17 protein-coding genes are annotated in these 18,179 nt (G+C 32.2%); 16 read left to right on the top strand and 1 reads right to left on the bottom strand.

Features of this window, described 5'->3' with window-relative positions; genetic code table 11:
- Positions 1 to 74: 74 nt before the first annotated feature.
- Positions 75 to 1,622, bottom strand: a complete 1,548-nt coding sequence (locus WPG_RS15540; protein ID WP_045474341.1) for a bifunctional response regulator/alkaline phosphatase family protein — start codon at positions 1,620 to 1,622, stop codon at positions 75 to 77.
- 40 nt (positions 1,623 to 1,662) lie between these two features.
- Here WPG_RS15540 and WPG_RS15535 point away from each other — a divergent pair, with 40 nt between their 5' ends.
- From WPG_RS15535 to hisH, 16 genes are all read left to right on the top strand, one after another.
- On the top strand, positions 1,663 to 2,892 hold the full coding sequence (locus WPG_RS15535) for an HD domain-containing protein (RefSeq protein ID WP_045474339.1): 1,230 nt from the start codon (positions 1,663 to 1,665) through the stop codon (positions 2,890 to 2,892).
- Between the two features lie 140 nt (positions 2,893 to 3,032).
- Complete coding sequence (gene lpxD, locus WPG_RS15530; RefSeq protein WP_045474337.1) at positions 3,033 to 4,061, top strand: UDP-3-O-(3-hydroxymyristoyl)glucosamine N-acyltransferase; 1,029 nt, start codon at positions 3,033 to 3,035, stop codon at positions 4,059 to 4,061.
- Positions 4,048 to 5,454 carry a bifunctional UDP-3-O-[3-hydroxymyristoyl] N-acetylglucosamine deacetylase/3-hydroxyacyl-ACP dehydratase gene (locus WPG_RS15525; protein ID WP_045474336.1) on the top strand — a complete coding sequence of 469 codons (1,407 nt, stop codon included), beginning with the start codon at positions 4,048 to 4,050 and terminating at the stop codon, positions 5,452 to 5,454. The genes lpxD and WPG_RS15525 overlap by 14 nt, the downstream gene beginning before the upstream one ends.
- 96 nt (positions 5,455 to 5,550) lie before the next feature.
- Positions 5,551 to 6,336, top strand: coding sequence for an acyl-ACP--UDP-N-acetylglucosamine O-acyltransferase (gene lpxA / locus WPG_RS15520; RefSeq protein WP_045474334.1), 786 nt, complete (start codon positions 5,551 to 5,553; stop codon positions 6,334 to 6,336).
- A 45-nt stretch (positions 6,337 to 6,381) separates the two neighbouring features.
- The gene (gene efp, locus WPG_RS15515; RefSeq protein WP_045474332.1) at positions 6,382 to 6,948 is read left to right on the top strand and encodes an elongation factor P; all 567 of its coding nucleotides are present in this window, start codon (positions 6,382 to 6,384) and stop codon (positions 6,946 to 6,948) included.
- Positions 6,949 to 6,954: 6 nt separating this feature from the next.
- Complete coding sequence (locus WPG_RS15510; protein ID WP_045474330.1) at positions 6,955 to 7,890, top strand: UDP-3-O-(3-hydroxymyristoyl)glucosamine N-acyltransferase; 936 nt, start codon at positions 6,955 to 6,957, stop codon at positions 7,888 to 7,890.
- Positions 7,890 to 8,300, top strand: a complete 411-nt coding sequence (locus WPG_RS15505; RefSeq protein ID WP_045474328.1) for a nuclear transport factor 2 family protein — start codon at positions 7,890 to 7,892, stop codon at positions 8,298 to 8,300. The genes WPG_RS15510 and WPG_RS15505 overlap by 1 nt, the downstream gene beginning before the upstream one ends.
- A 79-nt stretch (positions 8,301 to 8,379) precedes the next feature.
- Positions 8,380 to 9,252: a succinate--CoA ligase subunit alpha gene (gene sucD / locus WPG_RS15500; RefSeq protein WP_045474325.1), complete on the top strand. Its 873-nt coding sequence runs from the start codon at positions 8,380 to 8,382 to the stop codon at positions 9,250 to 9,252.
- 153 nt (positions 9,253 to 9,405) lie between these two features.
- Positions 9,406 to 10,152 carry a 3-oxoacyl-[acyl-carrier-protein] reductase gene (fabG, locus tag WPG_RS15495; RefSeq protein ID WP_045474323.1) on the top strand — a complete coding sequence of 249 codons (747 nt, stop codon included), beginning with the start codon at positions 9,406 to 9,408 and terminating at the stop codon, positions 10,150 to 10,152.
- Positions 10,153 to 10,159: 7 nt separating this feature from the next.
- Positions 10,160 to 12,193, top strand: a complete 2,034-nt coding sequence (locus WPG_RS15490) for a hypothetical protein (protein WP_045474321.1) — start codon at positions 10,160 to 10,162, stop codon at positions 12,191 to 12,193.
- Between the two features lie 11 nt (positions 12,194 to 12,204).
- Positions 12,205 to 13,017 carry a prohibitin family protein gene (locus tag WPG_RS15485; RefSeq protein WP_045474319.1) on the top strand — a complete coding sequence of 271 codons (813 nt, stop codon included), beginning with the start codon at positions 12,205 to 12,207 and terminating at the stop codon, positions 13,015 to 13,017.
- Between the two features lie 271 nt (positions 13,018 to 13,288).
- Positions 13,289 to 14,146: an ATP phosphoribosyltransferase gene (gene hisG, locus WPG_RS15480; protein WP_045475693.1), complete on the top strand. Its 858-nt coding sequence runs from the start codon at positions 13,289 to 13,291 to the stop codon at positions 14,144 to 14,146.
- A 1-nt stretch (position 14,147) separates the two neighbouring features.
- The gene (hisD, locus tag WPG_RS15475; RefSeq protein ID WP_045474317.1) at positions 14,148 to 15,434 is read left to right on the top strand and encodes a histidinol dehydrogenase; all 1,287 of its coding nucleotides are present in this window, start codon (positions 14,148 to 14,150) and stop codon (positions 15,432 to 15,434) included.
- Positions 15,431 to 16,465 carry a histidinol-phosphate transaminase gene (hisC, locus tag WPG_RS15470; protein ID WP_045474315.1) on the top strand — a complete coding sequence of 345 codons (1,035 nt, stop codon included), beginning with the start codon at positions 15,431 to 15,433 and terminating at the stop codon, positions 16,463 to 16,465. The genes hisD and hisC overlap by 4 nt, the downstream gene beginning before the upstream one ends.
- Positions 16,465 to 17,598 (top strand): bifunctional histidinol-phosphatase/imidazoleglycerol-phosphate dehydratase HisB, encoded by a 1,134-nt coding sequence (gene hisB, locus WPG_RS15465; protein ID WP_045474313.1) that lies wholly within the window; start codon positions 16,465 to 16,467, stop codon positions 17,596 to 17,598. The genes hisC and hisB overlap by 1 nt, the downstream gene beginning before the upstream one ends.
- Positions 17,598 to 18,179 carry an imidazole glycerol phosphate synthase subunit HisH gene (hisH, locus tag WPG_RS15460; protein ID WP_045474311.1) on the top strand — a complete coding sequence of 194 codons (582 nt, stop codon included), beginning with the start codon at positions 17,598 to 17,600 and terminating at the stop codon, positions 18,177 to 18,179. Before hisB ends, hisH begins: the two co-directional genes overlap by 1 nt.

The raw sequence follows: 18,179 nt of genomic DNA, 5'->3' as shown, positions 1-18,179 counted from the left end.
AGAAAAAAGTGTATTTCAACGGGTTTTTATGCTTTTTATGGATTTTTTTAATCCAGATAATTGAGAATTATTGACTATTTAGGATCAAGAACTACAAAAGGAATGATCATCTCCTCTAAGGAAACTCCACCATGTTGATAGGTGTTTCTATAGTAACTTACATAATGATTAAAATTATTTGGATAAGCTAAAAACATATCGCCTTTAGCGAATATAAATGAACTACTCATGGAAAGCGATGGTAAATGCACTGACTTTGGGTTTTTAACAGCAAATACATCTTTGTCTTGGTAAGTAAGGCTTCGACCAGTTTTATAACGAAGATTAAGACTTGTATCTCTATCTCCAATAACCTTAGAAGGAGCATTTACATTAATAGTACCATGGTCTGTCGTTAAAATTAATTTAAAACCTAATTGTTGAGATAATTGAATCATTTCTAGTAAAGGAGAATTCTTAAACCAACTTAATGTTAACGATCTATAAGCTTTATCGTTAGATGCCAATTCTTTTACAACTTCCATCTCCGTTTTTGAGTGAGAAAGCATATCTACAAAGTTGTAGACCACAACATTTAAATCATTATCCTTTAAAGATCGAAAATTTTCAACCAGCTTTTTGCCAGCTTTTAGATTCGTAATCTTATGGTACTCATGTTTTACATGAGATAATCCTAATCGCTTTAATTGTGCTTTTAAAAAATCACCTTCATGCATGTTTTTACCACCTTCGTCAGTATCGTTTTTCCAATATTGAGGAAATAATTTTTCCATATCTGCTGGCATTAAGCCAGAAAATATTGCATTACGAGCATATTGTGTTGCTGTTGGCAAAATGCTATAAAAAGATAATTCTGAAGCCTTTTTGTAATGATTGTTAACTATAGGCTCAAAAGCTTTCCACTGATCATACCTTAGATTATCAATAACAATTAATAAAGTAGATTGTTTATCACTAAGCTCAGGAACAACTTTATCTTTAAATAAAGTGTGAGACATCACAGGAGCGTCTGTATTCGGTTCAAACCAATCCTCATAATTTTTTTCAATAAACTTACCAAATTGCATATTAGCTTCAGTTTTTTGAGATTCAAGAATATCAGTCATACCAGCATCTTCGATGCCTTCTAATTGTAATTCCCAATAGACTAATTTTTGGTAGAGTTCAACCCATTCTCCATAAGAGTTTACCATGGATAAATCCATTGAAATCTTTCTGAATTCTTGTTGATAGTTTGATGTGGTTTTCTCAGACACCAAGCGTGAATGATCTAAATTTTTCTTTAAACTCAATAAAATCTGATTCGGATTCACAGGCTTAATCAAGTAATCAGCGATTTTGTTACCAATAGCTTCTTCCATAATATATTCCTCTTCACTTTTGGTAATCATAACTATCGGAAGATTGGCTCTACGTTCTTTAATTTCATTTAAAGTTTCCAGGCCAGTAAGTCCTGGCATATTCTCATCTAAGAAGACAATATCAAAATTAGTGTCATTAATTATCTCTAAAGCCTCAGTACCACTTTGGCAAGTCGTAACAGTATATTGCTTTTGCTCTAAAAAGATAATATGTGGTTTTAATAAATCGATTTCATCGTCAACCCAGAGAATATTTATCATGTTGGTGTATATTTGTTTTCTAATTGTGAAATTTAACGTTTTGCCTACAAATAATAAGCTTAAAATATTTAACGATCCAATTTACGGATTTATTACTATTCCCAATTCTTTAATTTTCGACATTATTCAGCATAAATATTTTCAAAGACTACGTCGAATAAGTCAAATGGGATTGTCTTATTTAGTGTATCCTGGAGCTCATCATACACGTTTTCATCACGCTTTAGGTTGTATGCATTTAATGCAAAAAGCAATCAATGTACTTCGTTTTAAGGGAGTTGTAATCGCTGATGATGAAGAAAATGGATTACTCATTGCTATTTTGTTACATGATATTGGGCATGGGCCATTCTCACACGCCATGGAGCATAGCATTGTAAATGATATTTCTCACGAAGAAATCTCATTGCGTTTTATGGAAGAATTGAATGAAGAGTTTAACGGAAGTTTAACGTTAGCCATTTCTATTTTTAAAGGTGAATATCCAAGAAAATTTATGTGTGAGCTCATATCTAGTCAATTAGATATGGACAGAGCCGACTATTTAAAGCGAGATAGTTTTTACACAGGAGTTGCAGAAGGTAATATTAATAGTGAGCGTTTAATAACTATGCTTAATGTTGTTGACGATCAATTGGTAGTTGAAGAAAAAGGTATATATAGTGTAGAAAAATTTTTAGTAGCGCGTCGCTTTATGTATTGGCAAGTCTATTTACATAAAACTAGCCTTGTAGCAGAACAGCTTCTAACCCGAATATTAAAACGCGCAAAAGAGTTAGTACACCAAGATACAAAGCTAAATTGTAGTGCTCCTTTATTGCATTTTCTTAATTCTGAAATAAATGAAAAGAGCTTTAACACTGGTAATTTGGAAATTTTTGCAAAGCTAGATGATTATGATATAGTTGCAGCAATGAAAGATTGGCAATATCACGAGGATTTTGTACTTAGTAATCTTTGTGAAATGATTATTAATAGAGATTTACTAAAAATAAAGTTGAAGAATAAACCGATTAAGTCATCAGAGCTAATTGCGTATTCAAATTTGCTTATGGACAAGTATAATATTTCTAAAACTGAAGCAGATTATTTTGTGTTTCAAGGTGAAATAACTAATCAAGCCTATGAGAACAAAAAGCAACATATAAATATCCTCTTAAAATCAGGCAAAATAAAGGATATTGTTAAGGCATCTGACCAATTAAACTTAAAAGCACTTAGTAAACCCGTAACTAAATATTATAAGTGCTGTCCTAAAAACAAAATGTAATCCTTTTTTTCTATTTTTGCTCAAACTGGTAAAGAACAAATTAAATAATTGAAACATTCATGGCTAAAAGCTTAGATAATTAAAGTTGGATTATTAAGAATGTTCCATGTGACCTTTGAAAAAACAATATAAATAAGCACTTGAAATTTACAGCAGAACAAATCGCAGGTATTTTAGAAGGAATAGTAGTAGGAGATTCAAATACTGAAGTTTTTAAACTATCTAAAATTGAAGAAGGTTCTAAAGGATCACTATCTTTTTTGTCGAATGATAAATACACACCTTATATATATACTACAGAAGCTTCTATAACTATTGTTAATTCAGATTTTGAACCCGAAAAACCAATCTCTACTACGCTAATAAAGGTAGAAGATGCATATGAAGGTTTTTCTAAACTATTAGAATACTATAATCAAATAAAGTTGAATAAATCCGGAATAGAACAACCTAGCTTTATTTCAGAGACAACTAAAGTACCAGATACTATATATGTTGGTGCTTTTGCATATATAGGTAATAATGTTCAAATTGGTGAAAGTGTAAAGATTTTTCCAAATGCATATGTTGGTGATAATGTTAAGCTTGGTGATAATACTATAATCTTTGCTGGTGGAAAAGTCTATGCGGATTGTATTCTTGGTAAAAATTGTGTTATAAATTCTGGAGCAATAATTGGTGCTGATGGATTTGGATTTGCGCCAAGTAAAAATGGTGACTATTCTAAAATTCCACAAATCGGGAATGTTATATTAGAAGACAATGTAGATGTTGGTGCTGGTACAACAATAGATAGAGCTACTATGGGCTCTACAATAATTAGATCTGGTGTGAAATTAGATAATCAGATACAAATAGCTCATAATGTTGAAATAGGAAAAAACACAGTAATTGCTGCGCAAACTGGTGTTGCTGGTTCAACAAAAATTGGAGAAAGTTGTTTAATCGGAGGACAAGTTGGTATAGCTGGTCATTTGGTTATAGGAAATAATGTTAGAGTGCAAGCGCAATCTGGTATAGGAAGAAATGTTAAAGATGGTGAAATTTTACAAGGATCACCTTCTTTTGGTTATACAGACTGGAACAAATCGTATGTCTATTTTAAAAATTTACCAAAGCTTGCAAAAACTATAAACGAATTAGAAAAAAAGGTAGATGGCAATAATTAAGACAGAAACCAAACAAAAAACCATTGCTAAAGAAGTTACATTAGAAGGTGTAGGTCTACATACTGGTGCAAACGTAAAATTAAAATTTAAACCTGGAGCAGAAAATTCAGGGTTTTTATTTGAACGTGTAGATTTAGAAGGAAGCCCAAAAATAGAAGCAGATGCGAATTATGTAACTAGCACACAACGTGGAACTTGCTTAGAGCGAAATGGAGTAACAATTCAAACATGTGAGCATGTACTAGCAGCTCTGGTTGGATTAGATGTTGACAATGCAATTATTGAGTTAGATGCATCAGAACCGCCTATCATGGATGGATCTTCAAAGTTCTTTGTTGAAGCTATAGAGAAAGCTGGTGTTGCAGAACAGGATGCATATAGAGAAGAGTATGTTGTTACTGAAGTTGTATCCTATTCAGATGAAGAAACTGGTAGTGAAATTATCCTAATGCCTTCAAAATCTTATCAAGTGACTACAATGGTAGATTTTGGTACTAAAGTTTTAGGAACTCAAAATGCTACGATGAATTCAGTGTCAGAATTTAAAACTGACATTGCAAATGCAAGAACATTTAGTTTTCTGCACGAAATAGAAATGCTTCTTAATAATGGACTTATTAAAGGTGGAGATTTAAATAATGCAATTGTTTATGTTGATAAGGAATTATCACCTGAAACTATGGAAAAGCTTAGAATAGCTTTTAATAAGGAGAAAATTAAGGTTAAGCCAAATGGTATTTTAGATAATCTAACTTTACACTACCCAAATGAAGCTGCAAGACATAAGCTATTAGATGTTGTTGGTGATTTAGCTTTGATAAGAACTCGTATAAGAGGTAAAGTTATTGCTAATAAGCCAGGCCATTTTGTAAATACACAGTTTGCAAAAAAAATGTCGAAACTTATAAAGAACGAGAGACGAAATAATGTCCCACAAATTGATTTAAATTCAACTCCTCTTATGGATGTTAATCAAATCATGGACATGTTACCTCATAGACAACCGTTCTTATTGTTAGATAAGGTTTATGAATTGACTGAAAATCATGTTATAGGCATGAAAAATGTGACTATGAATGAAGAGTTCTTTAGAGGTCATTTTCCTGGTCAACCTGTAATGCCTGGTGTGCTAATAGTTGAAGCCATGGCTCAAACTGGTGGAATACTTGTATTGAGTACAGTTCCAGATCCTGAAAACTATTTAACATTTTTCATGAAAATGGATAATGTGAAGTTTAAGCAAAAGGTAGTTCCTGGGGATACTCTAATTTTTAAGTGTTCTTTAATAACTCCTATTAGACGTGGTATATGTCATATGCAAGGTTATGCCTATGCAAATGGAAAGTTATGTGCAGAAGCTGAATTAATGGCACAAATTTCAAAAGTAAAATAATTAAGAAATGAACCGAGCGAACTTCAAAATATTAGATGAAGTATTATGGTTTAATAAGCGAACACATTTTTAGAGCTTAAAATAAATATTAGAAAAATGAATCAACCTTTAGCTTACGTACATCCTGGAGCAAAAATTGCTAAGAATGTAGTTATTGAACCTTTTACAACGATTCATAATAATGTGAAGATTGGAGAAGGGACTTGGATTGGAAGTAATGTTACTATTATGGAAGGTGCGCGCATTGGGAAGAATTGTAATATTTTTCCAGGCGCAGTAATTTCCGCTGTTCCACAAGATTTAAAATATAATGATGAAGATACAACTGTAGTGATTGGTAACAATGTAACGATAAGGGAATGTGTAACTATAAATCGTGGAACTACAGATAAAATGAAAACTGTAATTGGTGATAATTGCTTAATTATGGCTTATTGTCATATCGCACACGATTGTATAGTTGGTAATAATTGTATTTTTTCAAATAATAGTACATTAGCTGGTCATATCACAGTTGGTGATTATGTGGTTTTAGCAGGTATGACTGCAGTTCATCAGTTTTGTTCTATTGGGAACCATGCTTTTGTAACTGGTGGTTCTTTGGTTCGTAAAGATGTACCACCTTTTGTAAAAGCAGCACGTGAACCTTTATCTTATGTAGGAATTAATTCAGTTGGCTTAAGAAGAAGAGGATATACTTCTGAAAAAATTAGAGAGATTCAAGGAATTTATAGAATACTGTATCAAAAGAATTATAATAACACTCAAGCTTCAGATTTAATTGAAGCAGAAATGGAAGCTACTCCAGAACGTGATGAAATTCTACAGTTTATTAAGAATTCTCATCGAGGAATAATGAAAGGCTACTTTAAATCAAATTAATCTTTGTCCTTACAGTTGAAAGGACGATAAAACTAATAATAAAATATGGCAAGTACATCAGATATAAGAAACGGATTATGCATTAAGTTTAATCATGATATATATAAAATAATAGAATTTCTTCATGTTAAGCCTGGTAAAGGACCTGCATTTGTTAGAACAAAATTAAAAAGTGTAACTACAGGAAAAGTAATTGATAATACGTTTTCTGCCGGTCATAAAATTGAGGATGTACGTGTAGAGACTCACAAGTTCCAGTTTTTATATCATGATGGTGAGTTTTACCACTTTATGAATACTGAAGACTACTCTCAAATTCGTTTATTAGAAGCAGCTTTAGATAATCCTGGTTTAATGAAGGAAGGGCAAGTTGTAACTATTTTAATAAATACAGAAGACGATATGCCGCTTTCTGTAGACATGCCAGCAACTGTAATTTTAGAAGTAACAGCTACAGAGCCAGGTGTTAAAGGTAATACAGCTACTAATGCAACTAAACCAGCGACCGTTGAAACTGGTGCAACAGTTAATGTACCTTTGTTTATTAATGAAGGCGATAAAATTAAAGTTGAAACTGAAAAGGGTACATATAAAGAACGTATCAAAGAATAATCATTTTTGAAATTTCCAAAGCCACATACTCTAAAGCAAATTGCAGGTCTCATAGATTGTAAATTTGTAGGTTCAGATGATTTTGAAATATTGGGAATGAACGAAATTCACGTTGTTGAACCAGGTGATATCGTATTTGTAGATCATCCAAAATATTATGACAAAGCTTTAGGATCTGCTGCAACTATTGTTTTAATAAATAAGGAAGTAGATTGTCCTGAGGGTAAAGCTTTATTGATTTCAGACGATCCATTTAGAGATTTCAATAAGCTTACAGAACATTTTAAACCATTTAATGCTTCAAGTTCTTCGATTGCAGCAGATGCAATAATTGGTGAAGGAACAATTATTCAGCCTAATTGCTTTATTGGTAACAATGTTACTATAGGTATAAACTGCATTATACATTCTAATGTTGGCATTTACGATGACGCTATTATAGGTGATAATGTGACTATTCATGCAGGAACCATTTTAGGCGCCAGTGCATTTTATTATAAAAATAGACCTGAAGGTTATGATCAATTAAAGTCTGGGGGTCGTGTAATTATTGAAAATAATGTAGATATTGGAGCGCTCTGTACAATTGATAGAGGAGTTACAGGTGATACGACTATTGGTGAAGGTTCTAAATTAGATAATCAAATACAAATTGGTCACGATACAGTAATAGGAAAAAAATGCTTAATAGCATCTCAAACAGGAATAGCTGGTTGTGTCGTTGTTGAAGACAATGTTACCATTTGGGGACAAGTTGGTGTTAAAAGTGGAATTACGATATCAGAAGGAACAGTACTTTATGCGCAATCTGGACTAGGTCATACTACTGAAGAGGGGAAAACTTATTTTGGTTCACCTGCTATTGAAGCAAGAACATTCTTTAAAGAACGTGCTTATGTTAAAAAGATTCCTGAAATACTTCAAAAATTAAAAAAACTATAATGTCAGCAAAAGAATTAGTCAAAGCTTTCTACGATTCAGATTTAGCGAATGACTCTTTTGTAGTTCCAACTTTTTTTCACCAAGATTGTGAATTACATTGGAGTAGTAGTAATGGATTTTCTCTATTAAAATATGATGATATCGTAAGTTTTTTCGAAGGGACTCGAAAATCTTATGACAATCTTCGATTTGAGTTTACGCATCTTATAGAAGTTGATGACTCCGTTATTACGCGACATACATTATTTGTAAATACAATTGAAAACCCTGATTCTGAAATAGTGTTAGCTCGTTTTTCTACCATTTGGGAAGTAAAAGACAATAAGCTTTTTCGAGGTTATGAAATTAGTCAATTTGCTGATGAGACGCATACTAAAGCTAAGGATTCTTATGCTGAAAGAAAATTATAAAAAGGTGTCTTAAATACGTTTCAAAACTCTTATTTTTGCATTCATAAAATTAAAGACAACTTAAAAACAATAATATCAAATGAGCGTTTTAGTTAATAAGAATTCTAATATCATTGTGCAAGGTTTTACAGGTAGTGAAGGAACTTTCCATGCTGGTCAAATGATTGAATATGGAACAAATGTTGTAGGTGGTGTAACTCCTGGTAAAGGTGGTCAGACACATCTAGATAGACCAGTTTTTAATACAGTTTCTGAAGCTGTTGAAAAAGTAGGAGCTGATACTACTATCATTTTTGTGCCACCCGCTTTCGCTGCAGATGCAATCATGGAAGCTGCAGATGCAGGTATTAAAGTGATTATTACTATTACAGAAGGAATTCCTGTAGGTGATATGATTAAAGCTGCGAATTATATTAAAGATAGAGATTGTAGATTAGTTGGACCTAACTGTCCAGGTGTAATTACTCCAGGTGAAGCTAAAGTTGGTATTATGCCAGGCTTTGTTTTTAAATCTGGTAAAGTAGGTATCGTTTCAAAATCAGGAACTTTAACTTACGAAGCTGCTGATCAAGTTGTAAAACGAGGTTTAGGAATTACTACTGCAATTGGTATTGGGGGTGATCCAATTATTGGTACAACAACTAAAGAAGCTGTTGAATTATTAATTAACGACCCAGAAACTGAAGCAGTAGTTATGATAGGTGAAATTGGCGGTCAGTTAGAAGCTGATGCTGCAAATTGGTACAAAGCAAGTGGAAGTAAAAAGCCTGTTGTTGGTTTTATCGCTGGTGAAACTGCTCCTGCAGGACGTACAATGGGGCATGCTGGTGCTATAGTTGGTGGTAGTGATGATACTGCACAAGCTAAAAAGAAAATTATGAGAGCATGTGGAATCCATGTTGTTGATTCTCCTGCGGAAATAGGAAAGAAAGTAGCCGAAGTTTTAGGCTAAATTCATAAATAAAACGCTGATATAACTTCAGCATAACTGTTAAAAACCTTACAAAATCTTGTGAGGTTTTTTTATTTGATGCAACTTGTAAATAGTATATTTGAATAGGTAATTAAAGCTTTAAAATTAAAACTAACCAACCGATTATATAATATGAAATTATTAGAAGGAAAAACAGCAATCATTACTGGCGCAAGTCGTGGTATTGGAAAGGGAATCGCAGAAGTTTTTGCTCAACACGGAGCTAATGTAGCGTTTACTTATAGCTCTTCTGTAGATGCCGCAAAAGCATTAGAAGAGGATTTGAATTCTCTAGGAGTAAAAGCAGTTGGCTACCAAAGTAATGCTGCTAGTTATGACGAAGCGCAAAAATTAGCTGAAGACGTATTAGCCGAATTTGGTTCTATAGATGTTCTTATTAATAATGCTGGAATTACAAAAGACAACCTTTTAATGCGAATGGCAGAAGAAGATTTTGACAAAGTGATCGAAGTGAACTTAAAATCTGTCTTTAACATGACAAAAGCTGTACAGCGTACTATGCTAAAACAACGCAAAGGGTCTATTGTTAATATGAGTTCTGTTGTTGGTGTAAAGGGTAATGCGGGTCAAACAAATTATGCAGCATCAAAGGCTGGAATTATTGGTTTTTCTAAATCTGTCGCTTTAGAATTAGGATCTCGTAATATTAGAAGTAATGTCATTGCGCCTGGTTTTATAGAAACTGAGATGACAGCAAAATTAGATGAAGATACTGTTAAAGGATGGAGAGCTGCAATTCCACTGAAAAGAGGTGGTTCTCCAGAGGATATTGCAAATGCATGTGTATTCTTAGCAAGTGATTTAAGTGCTTATGTTACAGGTCAGACCTTAAATGTAGATGGTGGCATGTTGACTTAAAATATTAATGCAAACAGAAACAATAATATATATTACAATTGCTGCAATTACAGCGCTTTTACTAGCGCTGTTTCAGTATGTGTACAAATCTAAAATAAAGTCCAATTTAAGATATATACTAACGGTAATTAGAGCAATTTCTGTATTCGGAATCCTATTATTAATTATTAACCCAAAGTTTGAGTCCAAAAGCTACTATGATGAAAAACCAACCTTAGTCATAGCTGTGGATAACTCTGAATCTATATCTTATTTAAAACAAGAAGAAAGCGCAACTAAAATTATAAATGATCTAAAAGGTAATTCGGAATTGAATGAACGGTTCAATCTTCAAAATTATAGTTTTGGAAAATCAGTAAAGAGTATAGATAGTTTAAATTATAATGAACGACATTCTGACCTATCATTAGCCTTAAAACAGTTTGGAGAAGTTTATACTAACCAAACAGCACCAATTGTAATTCTGAGTGATGGGAACCAAACCTATGGTTCAGATTATAGTTATACAGCGAAAGGTGTAAAACAACCGATTTATCCTGTTATACTTGGTGATTCTACAGTGTATTCAGATTTAAGTATTAAACAACTTAATGTCAATCGCTATGTGTATTTAAAAAATAAATTCCCTATTGAAATTATTGCAAACTATAGTGGAAACGAATCAATATCAACCGAACTAAAAATTTGGTCTGGTAATTCATTAGTATTTAGAAAAACACTACAATTTGATGAGACTAGGTCTTCAGAGATTATTTCTACTGCTTTAGTTGCCAATAGTGTAGGTGTTAAAACGTATCGTGTAGAATTAACTCCACTAACAAACGAAAAAAATAAAGTTAATAACTCGAAGAATTTTGGAGTAGAAGTTATTGGTCAAAAGACAAACATCGCCATAGTATATGAACGTTTGCATCCGGATTTAGGTACGTTAAAGAAATCTATAGAAAGTAATGAGCAACGCAGTGTTGCGTTATTGAAACCTGAGGAATATATTTCTAGAATTAATGATTTTCAACTGGTTATATTATACCAGCCGAATAGTAACTTTAGGAATGTTCTTTTTGAAATTGACTCACAAAAATTTAATGCATTTATAATTACTGGGGAAACAACAGATTATGCATATCTAAATAGTATCCAAGAAGTATTTAAGTATACAATCACTAATCAAACCGAAGATTTTCAACCAGCTCTTAATAGAAACTATAATACCTTTATTATAGATAATTTAGATTTTGATAATTATCCACCTCTTAAATCTGAGTTTGGTAATATGGATTTTCTTGTACCAAATGATATTATTTTTTTCAAAACTGTAAACGGAATTGATGCAAAACAACCAATGCTTGCTACATATGAAATTGACAATACAAAACATGCCTTATTAAATGGTGAAGGTATATGGAGATGGAGAGCACAAGCATATCTAGATTCTGAAAGCTTTGTAGATTTCGACAATTTTATTAATAAGTTAGTTCAATATTTGAGTTCTAATAGAAAACGTAACCGTATTAATATTGATTATAAATCATTTTATAATGGTAACGATGATGTTATTATTTCCGCCCAATATTTCAATAAGAATTTCGAATTTGATAATTCTGCATCATTAAGTGTTATTCTTAAACGTAAAGACGATAATAATCTAAGAGAAGTTCCTTTATTGTTAAACAATGGTAATTATACAGTAGATTTAAGTGGAATAGATTCTGGCTTATATGATTTTACTGTAAAGCACAATTCTGAGGCTATAGCTGCATCAGGAAGCTTTCAAGTTTTAGAATATAATGTGGAACAACAGTTCCTAAACGCAAATATTGAAAAGCTAAGCGCAATTGCTGAACGTAGCAATGGACAAGCATATTTTGCAAATCAAACAGAAGACTTAATCTCTAATTTACTTTCTGACAATCGCTACGCAACAATTCAAAAGAGCACCAAAAATATCGTACCTTTGATAGACTGGAAATATTTACTCGGATTAATAACATTGAGTCTTTTTATCGAGTGGTTTATTAGAAAGTATAACGGATTAATTTAAAATTAAATAAGATGGAAAAATTACCAAAAATTGGATTACCGATTCTTTTTGGAGTAGTAGTAATTGTAATATTAATAACTAAATCCTTAGTGACTATAGGTCCAGGTGAAGGTGGAGTATTGTTTGAACCATTAGGTGATGGTATTAATACAGAACGTACTTATGGGGAAGGTTTTCATATTGTAGCACCTTGGAATAATATGATCGTTCAGAAAGTAAGACAGCAATCGATATCTGATAATATGAATGTACTTTCGGTTAATGGGTTAGATATTACTGTAAGTGGTACGATTTGGTTTGAGCCAGAATACAAAAACTTAGGTAAATTAATAAAAACTAAAGGCGAGGATTATATTAGAGAATTGTTAAGCCCAGCAATTAATGCGGCTGCAAAAAGTGTAGTAGGTCGTTATACTCCAGAACAATTATACTCTAGTAAAAGAGATATTATAGAATTAGAAATTTTAGAACAAGTTAGAGTAGAATTAGAAGGGCAGTTTGTTAATGTAAAACGTGTTTTAGTTGAAAACGTAAAGTTACCAACGACTATAAAGGACGCGATTGAGCGTAAGTTAAAACAAGAGCAAGAGTCATTAGAGTATGAATTTAGATTAGTAACAGCAAAAAAAGAAGCTGAAAAAGTTATTATTGAAGCTCAAGGTAAGGCAGACGCAAACCGCATATTAAGCGCCTCTTTAACAGATAAGATTTTGCAAGATAAAGGTATTGAAGCGACTGTAAAGTTGTCCGAATCATCAAATAGTAAGGTAATAGTTATTGGTTCGGGTGATAGTGGAATGCCAATCATTTTAGGAAACCAATAATTTTATAACCAAATATTAATAATTTCTTAAAAATTGATTTTAATCAAATTATTATTTGGAATTATAATAATATTTTACTAACCTTTGTTCCAACAAAAAAGTAATATGATTTTTATTCAAACACATCATCATTTTCATACAATCGTTCAGGCGAGTTGAAAGTGTATTGAATAAAAAATAAAAATATATTTTAAAACCCGTTTGAGAATTTCAGATGGGTTTTTTGTTTGTAAAAAGCGCATCGTTTTTTCAAACTATTCAAATTTATAACATGAATAAAATTAAAATTGCAGTACAAAAATCGGGTCGTCTTCATGATGATTCAATGAAAATTTTAAAAGAAATTGGTATTTCTGTAGATAATGGAAAGGATCAATTAAAGGCTTCTGCTCGCAACTTTCCTTTAGAGTTATTCTATTTAAGAAATGGTGACATCCCTCAGTATTTAAGAGATGGAGTAGTAGATGCTGCCATAATTGGAGAAAATGTATTAATTGAAAAAGGAAGTGATTTACCTATTATAGAACGCTTAGGTTTTTCAAAATGTAAAGTATCTATAGCAGTTCCTAAATCTTCAGAAGCAAAGTCGCTAAATGATTTAGCTGATAAACGAATTGCGACATCATATCCAAATACTGTAAACCAATTTCTTGAAAAAGCTGGAATAGAAGCTAACCTACATATTATTACTGGTTCTGTAGAGATTGCACCTAATATTGGCTTGGCAGACGCGATTTGCGATATTGTTTCTAGTGGAAGCACATTGTTTAAAAATGGACTAAAAGAGATAGAAGTGCTCTTAAAATCGGAAGCAGTTTTAGCAACATCACCAAAGATTTCTGAGGCAAATCAAGAGTTAATAAATAAGCTTCAATTTAGATTGCGTTCTGTATTACGTGGTAGAGAGAGTAAATATATTTTGCTCAATGCACCAAATGATAAATTAGAAGCGATTACTAAGATTCTTCCAGGAATGAATAGTCCAACAATTATGCCTTTAGCTAAAGAGGGCTGGAGTTCTGTACATTCTGTTTTAAATAAAAATGATTTCTGGAATATGATAGATGAGTTAAAAATTAATGGAGCCGAAGGAATTTTGGTATGCCCTATAGAAAATATGGTATTATAATATGAAAATAATTGAAAACCCAAAACAAGACGATTGGTTAGAACTTTTAAAAAGGCCAACGCAGACCGTTGATGATATTGAGTCTATAGTTAATGATATTTTTAATGATGTCATGATACAAGGAGATGAGGCTATAGCCAGTTACACCTCAAAGTTTGATAATGTTGCTATTGAGTCCATCGAAGTACCATTTGATGATATTATGGCGGCAGAATCTAAATTGTCTGCAGAATTAATTGAAGCCATTAAATTGGCCAAATCAAATATTTACAAGTTCCATGCTGCACAAAAAACTGATAAATTATCTGTTGAGACTGCAGAAGGTGTAATATGTTGGCAAGAAAAACGCGCCATAGATAAAGTTGGTTTATATATTCCTGGTGGAACTGCTCCTTTGTTTTCTACAATTTTGATGTTAGCTGTTCCAGCAAAAATTGTAGGATGTAGTGAATTAATATTATGCACGCCACCTAACAAAGAAGGTCAAGTAGCTGATGAGATTTTATATACGGCACATTTATGTGGAATAAGAAAAATATTTAGAGTAGGTGGCATACAAGCTATTGCTGGCTTAACATTCGGTACAGAATCAATTCCTCAAGTTTATAAAATTTTTGGTCCCGGAAATCAATTTGTTACTGTAGCTAAGCAACTTGCTACTAAATATGGAGTAGCAATAGATATGCCAGCAGGTCCAAGCGAATTAATGGTCGTTGCAGACGAAAGTGCAAATGCAAGTTATGTAGCTTCAGATTTATTAAGTCAAGCAGAGCATGGTGTTGATAGCCAAGTTATTCTGATTACTAATTCTAAGGTGTTATTAGGTGAAGTTAACCAAGAAATCAGTAATCAAATTACAGAATTACCACGTAAAGCGATTGCTGAAAAGGCTATAGCGAATTCAAAATTAATTTACCTTGATGATATGCACTCTATGCTTAGTATTATAAATGTGTATGCCCCTGAACATTTAATTCTAGCAGTTAAAGACAAAGACTTTTTTACATATAATATAAGAAATGCGGGTTCTGTATTCATTGGTAATTATACGCCAGAAAGTGCAGGTGATTATGCTTCTGGCACCAATCACACTTTACCAACTAATGGGTTTGCAAAAGCGTATTCTGGAGTAAATTTAGATAGCTTTCAAAAGAGTATAACCTTTCAAGAAATTTCAAAGGAAGGGATTCAGAATATTGGTAATGCTATAGAATTAATGGCAGAAGCAGAAGGGCTTCAAGCTCACAAAAATGCTGTAACACTACGTTTAAAAGATTTAGAGTCATGAATATAGAGAATCTTTTACGTGATAATATAAAAACGATAAAGGCATATTCTTCTGCACGCGATGAATACAAAGATGCAACTGCTAACATGGTATTCATAGATGCTAATGAAAATCCTTTCCAAACAAGCGTTAATCGTTATCCAGATCCAAAGCAATCAAAAGTTAAGGAGAGAATTACAAAAATTAAAAATGTATCTAAATCTCAGATTTTATTGGGTAATGGAAGTGATGAAGTATTAGATTTAGTATTCAGGGCGTTCTGCGAACCTAATCAAGATAATGTTATCACCTTGCCACCAACATATGGCATGTATAGTGTTTTGGCAGATTTAAATGCAATTGAAATTAAATCAGTTCAGTTAGATAAAAGCTTTGAACCAAAAGTGTCAGAAATTTTATCTACTCAAAATGAAGATTCTAAGCTATTGTTTATATGCTCACCTAATAATCCAACGGCTAATAGTTTTAATGCAGATAAAGTTGAAGAATTAATTAAGGGGTTTAATGGAATTGTAGTGATAGACGAGGCTTACATTGATTTTTCAAATCACGAGAGTTGGTTAAGTCGTTTAAATGATTTTCCAAATCTTATAGTCACACAAACCTTATCTAAGGCTTACGGATTAGCAGGCATTAGACTAGGAATTTGTTTTGCTTCAGAATATATTATTTCGGTTTTAAATAAAATAAAGCCACCATATAATGTAAATCAATTAACTCAAGATAAAGCGCTAGAGCGCTTAAATAGTATTGATGACGTAAATCAAGAGATTAATATGGTTTTAAAAGAACGTCATCAACTTAGTTCAGAGCTTTCAAATATTTCATTTGTGGAAACCATATTTCCTTCTGATGCTAATTTTGTTTTGGCTAAAGTAGATGATGCAAATAAACGTTATACACAATTGATAGAAAAAGGCATTGTCGTTAGGAACAGAACGACACAACCATTATGTGAAAATTGTTTGAGGTTTACTGTAGGAACTGAAGAAGAAAATAAAACATTAATTAAGATATTAAACCAATTATAATGAAGCCTGTATTATTTATAGACAGAGACGGAACTCTAATTAAAGAGCCAGCAGATGAGCAAATAGATTCATTTGAAAAATTAGAATTTTATCCAAAAGTGTTTCAATATTTAAGTAAGATAGCTCAAGAGTTGAATTTTGAAATCGTAATGATTACTAATCAAGATGGATTAGGTACTAAGGTATATCCAGAAGATACTTTTTGGCCAGTTCATAATTTTGTTTTAAAATCTTTTGAAACTGAAGGAGTTGTATTTAAAGAACAATTCATTGATAGGACATTTGCAAAAGATAATGCACCAACGCGCAAACCCAATACAGGCTTGTTAACAAAGTATTTTTCTGAAACTTACGATTTAGTAAATTCTTTTGTCATAGGAGATCGCTTAACTGATGTTGAATTAGCCAAAAATTTAGGAGCAAAAGGTATTTTTATTAATGATAATACAAATCTTGGAGCTGAGGAAGTAACAGTTAGCAATAAAGAGTTGGTGGAATATATTGCTTTAGAAACTAATGATTGGGAAGTAATTTATAGGTTTTTAAAAACCACAGAACGTATTGGTAATATAAAACGCAATACAAATGAAACTAAGATTAAAATAGATATTAATCTCGATGGAACAGGAAAAAGTACAATAGATACAGGTATTGCTTTTTTCGACCATATGTTAGATCAAATTGCTCGTCATGGCCAAATAGATCTGAATATTAAAGTTAATGGAGATTTAGAAGTAGATGAGCATCATACAATCGAAGACACAGCCATTGCTTTAGGTGAAGTCTTTGCTAAAACTTTGGGGAATAAATTGGGTATTGAACGCTATGGGTTTTCATTACCAATGGATGACTGTTTAGCGCAAGTAGCTATTGACTTTGGTGGTAGAAACTGGTTAGTTTGGGAAGCAGATTTTAAGCGCGAAATGATAGGTAAAATGCCTACAGAAATGTTTTATCATTTCTTTAAATCATTTACTGATGGTGCAAAATGTAATTTAAATGTAAAAGTAGAAGGTGATAACGAACATCATAAAATTGAAGCCATATTTAAAGCCTTTGCAAAAGCAATAAAAATGGCTGTAAAACAAGATGTGGAAAAAATGATTTTGCCATCAACAAAAGGTATGCTTTAATGAAATTATCAATAATAGATTATGGAGCAGGTAATATTAAAAGTATTCAATTCGCCTTTAAACGATTGGGATATGATGCTGTATTAACTGATAATCCTGATGAAATTTTAGCTTCAAATAAAGTAGTTTTTCCTGGTGTAGGTGAAGCAAGTTCTGCCATGAGGATGCTTAAGGAAAGTGGACTAAACAAGTTATTACCTCAGTTAAATCAACCTGTTCTGGGTATATGTTTAGGTATGCAATTGATGTGTAATCATACAGAAGAAGGTAGTACAAAAGGACTTGGAATTTTTGACGTAAATGTGAAACGATTTTCCAATGCCGTTAAAGTTCCTCAAATGGGTTGGAATACTATTAATAACTTAAAATCCGATTTATTTAAAGGGATAAATGAGAATGATTATATGTATCTGGTTCATAGTTATTATGCTGAAAATTGCAATGAAGCTATAGCAACTACAGATTACGAATTAGAATATGCTTCTGCTCTAGAGAATGATAATTTCTTTGGAGTGCAATTTCACCCAGAAAAAAGTGGCAAGGTTGGAGAGCTTTTATTACAAAATTTTTTAGAGTTATAA

The organism is Winogradskyella sp. PG-2 (assembly GCF_000828715.1).
Taxonomy (GTDB): Bacteria; Bacteroidota; Bacteroidia; order Flavobacteriales; family Flavobacteriaceae; genus Winogradskyella.
Note: the sequence above shows the minus strand (reverse complement) of the source record. Positions and strands in the feature narration are given on the sequence as shown.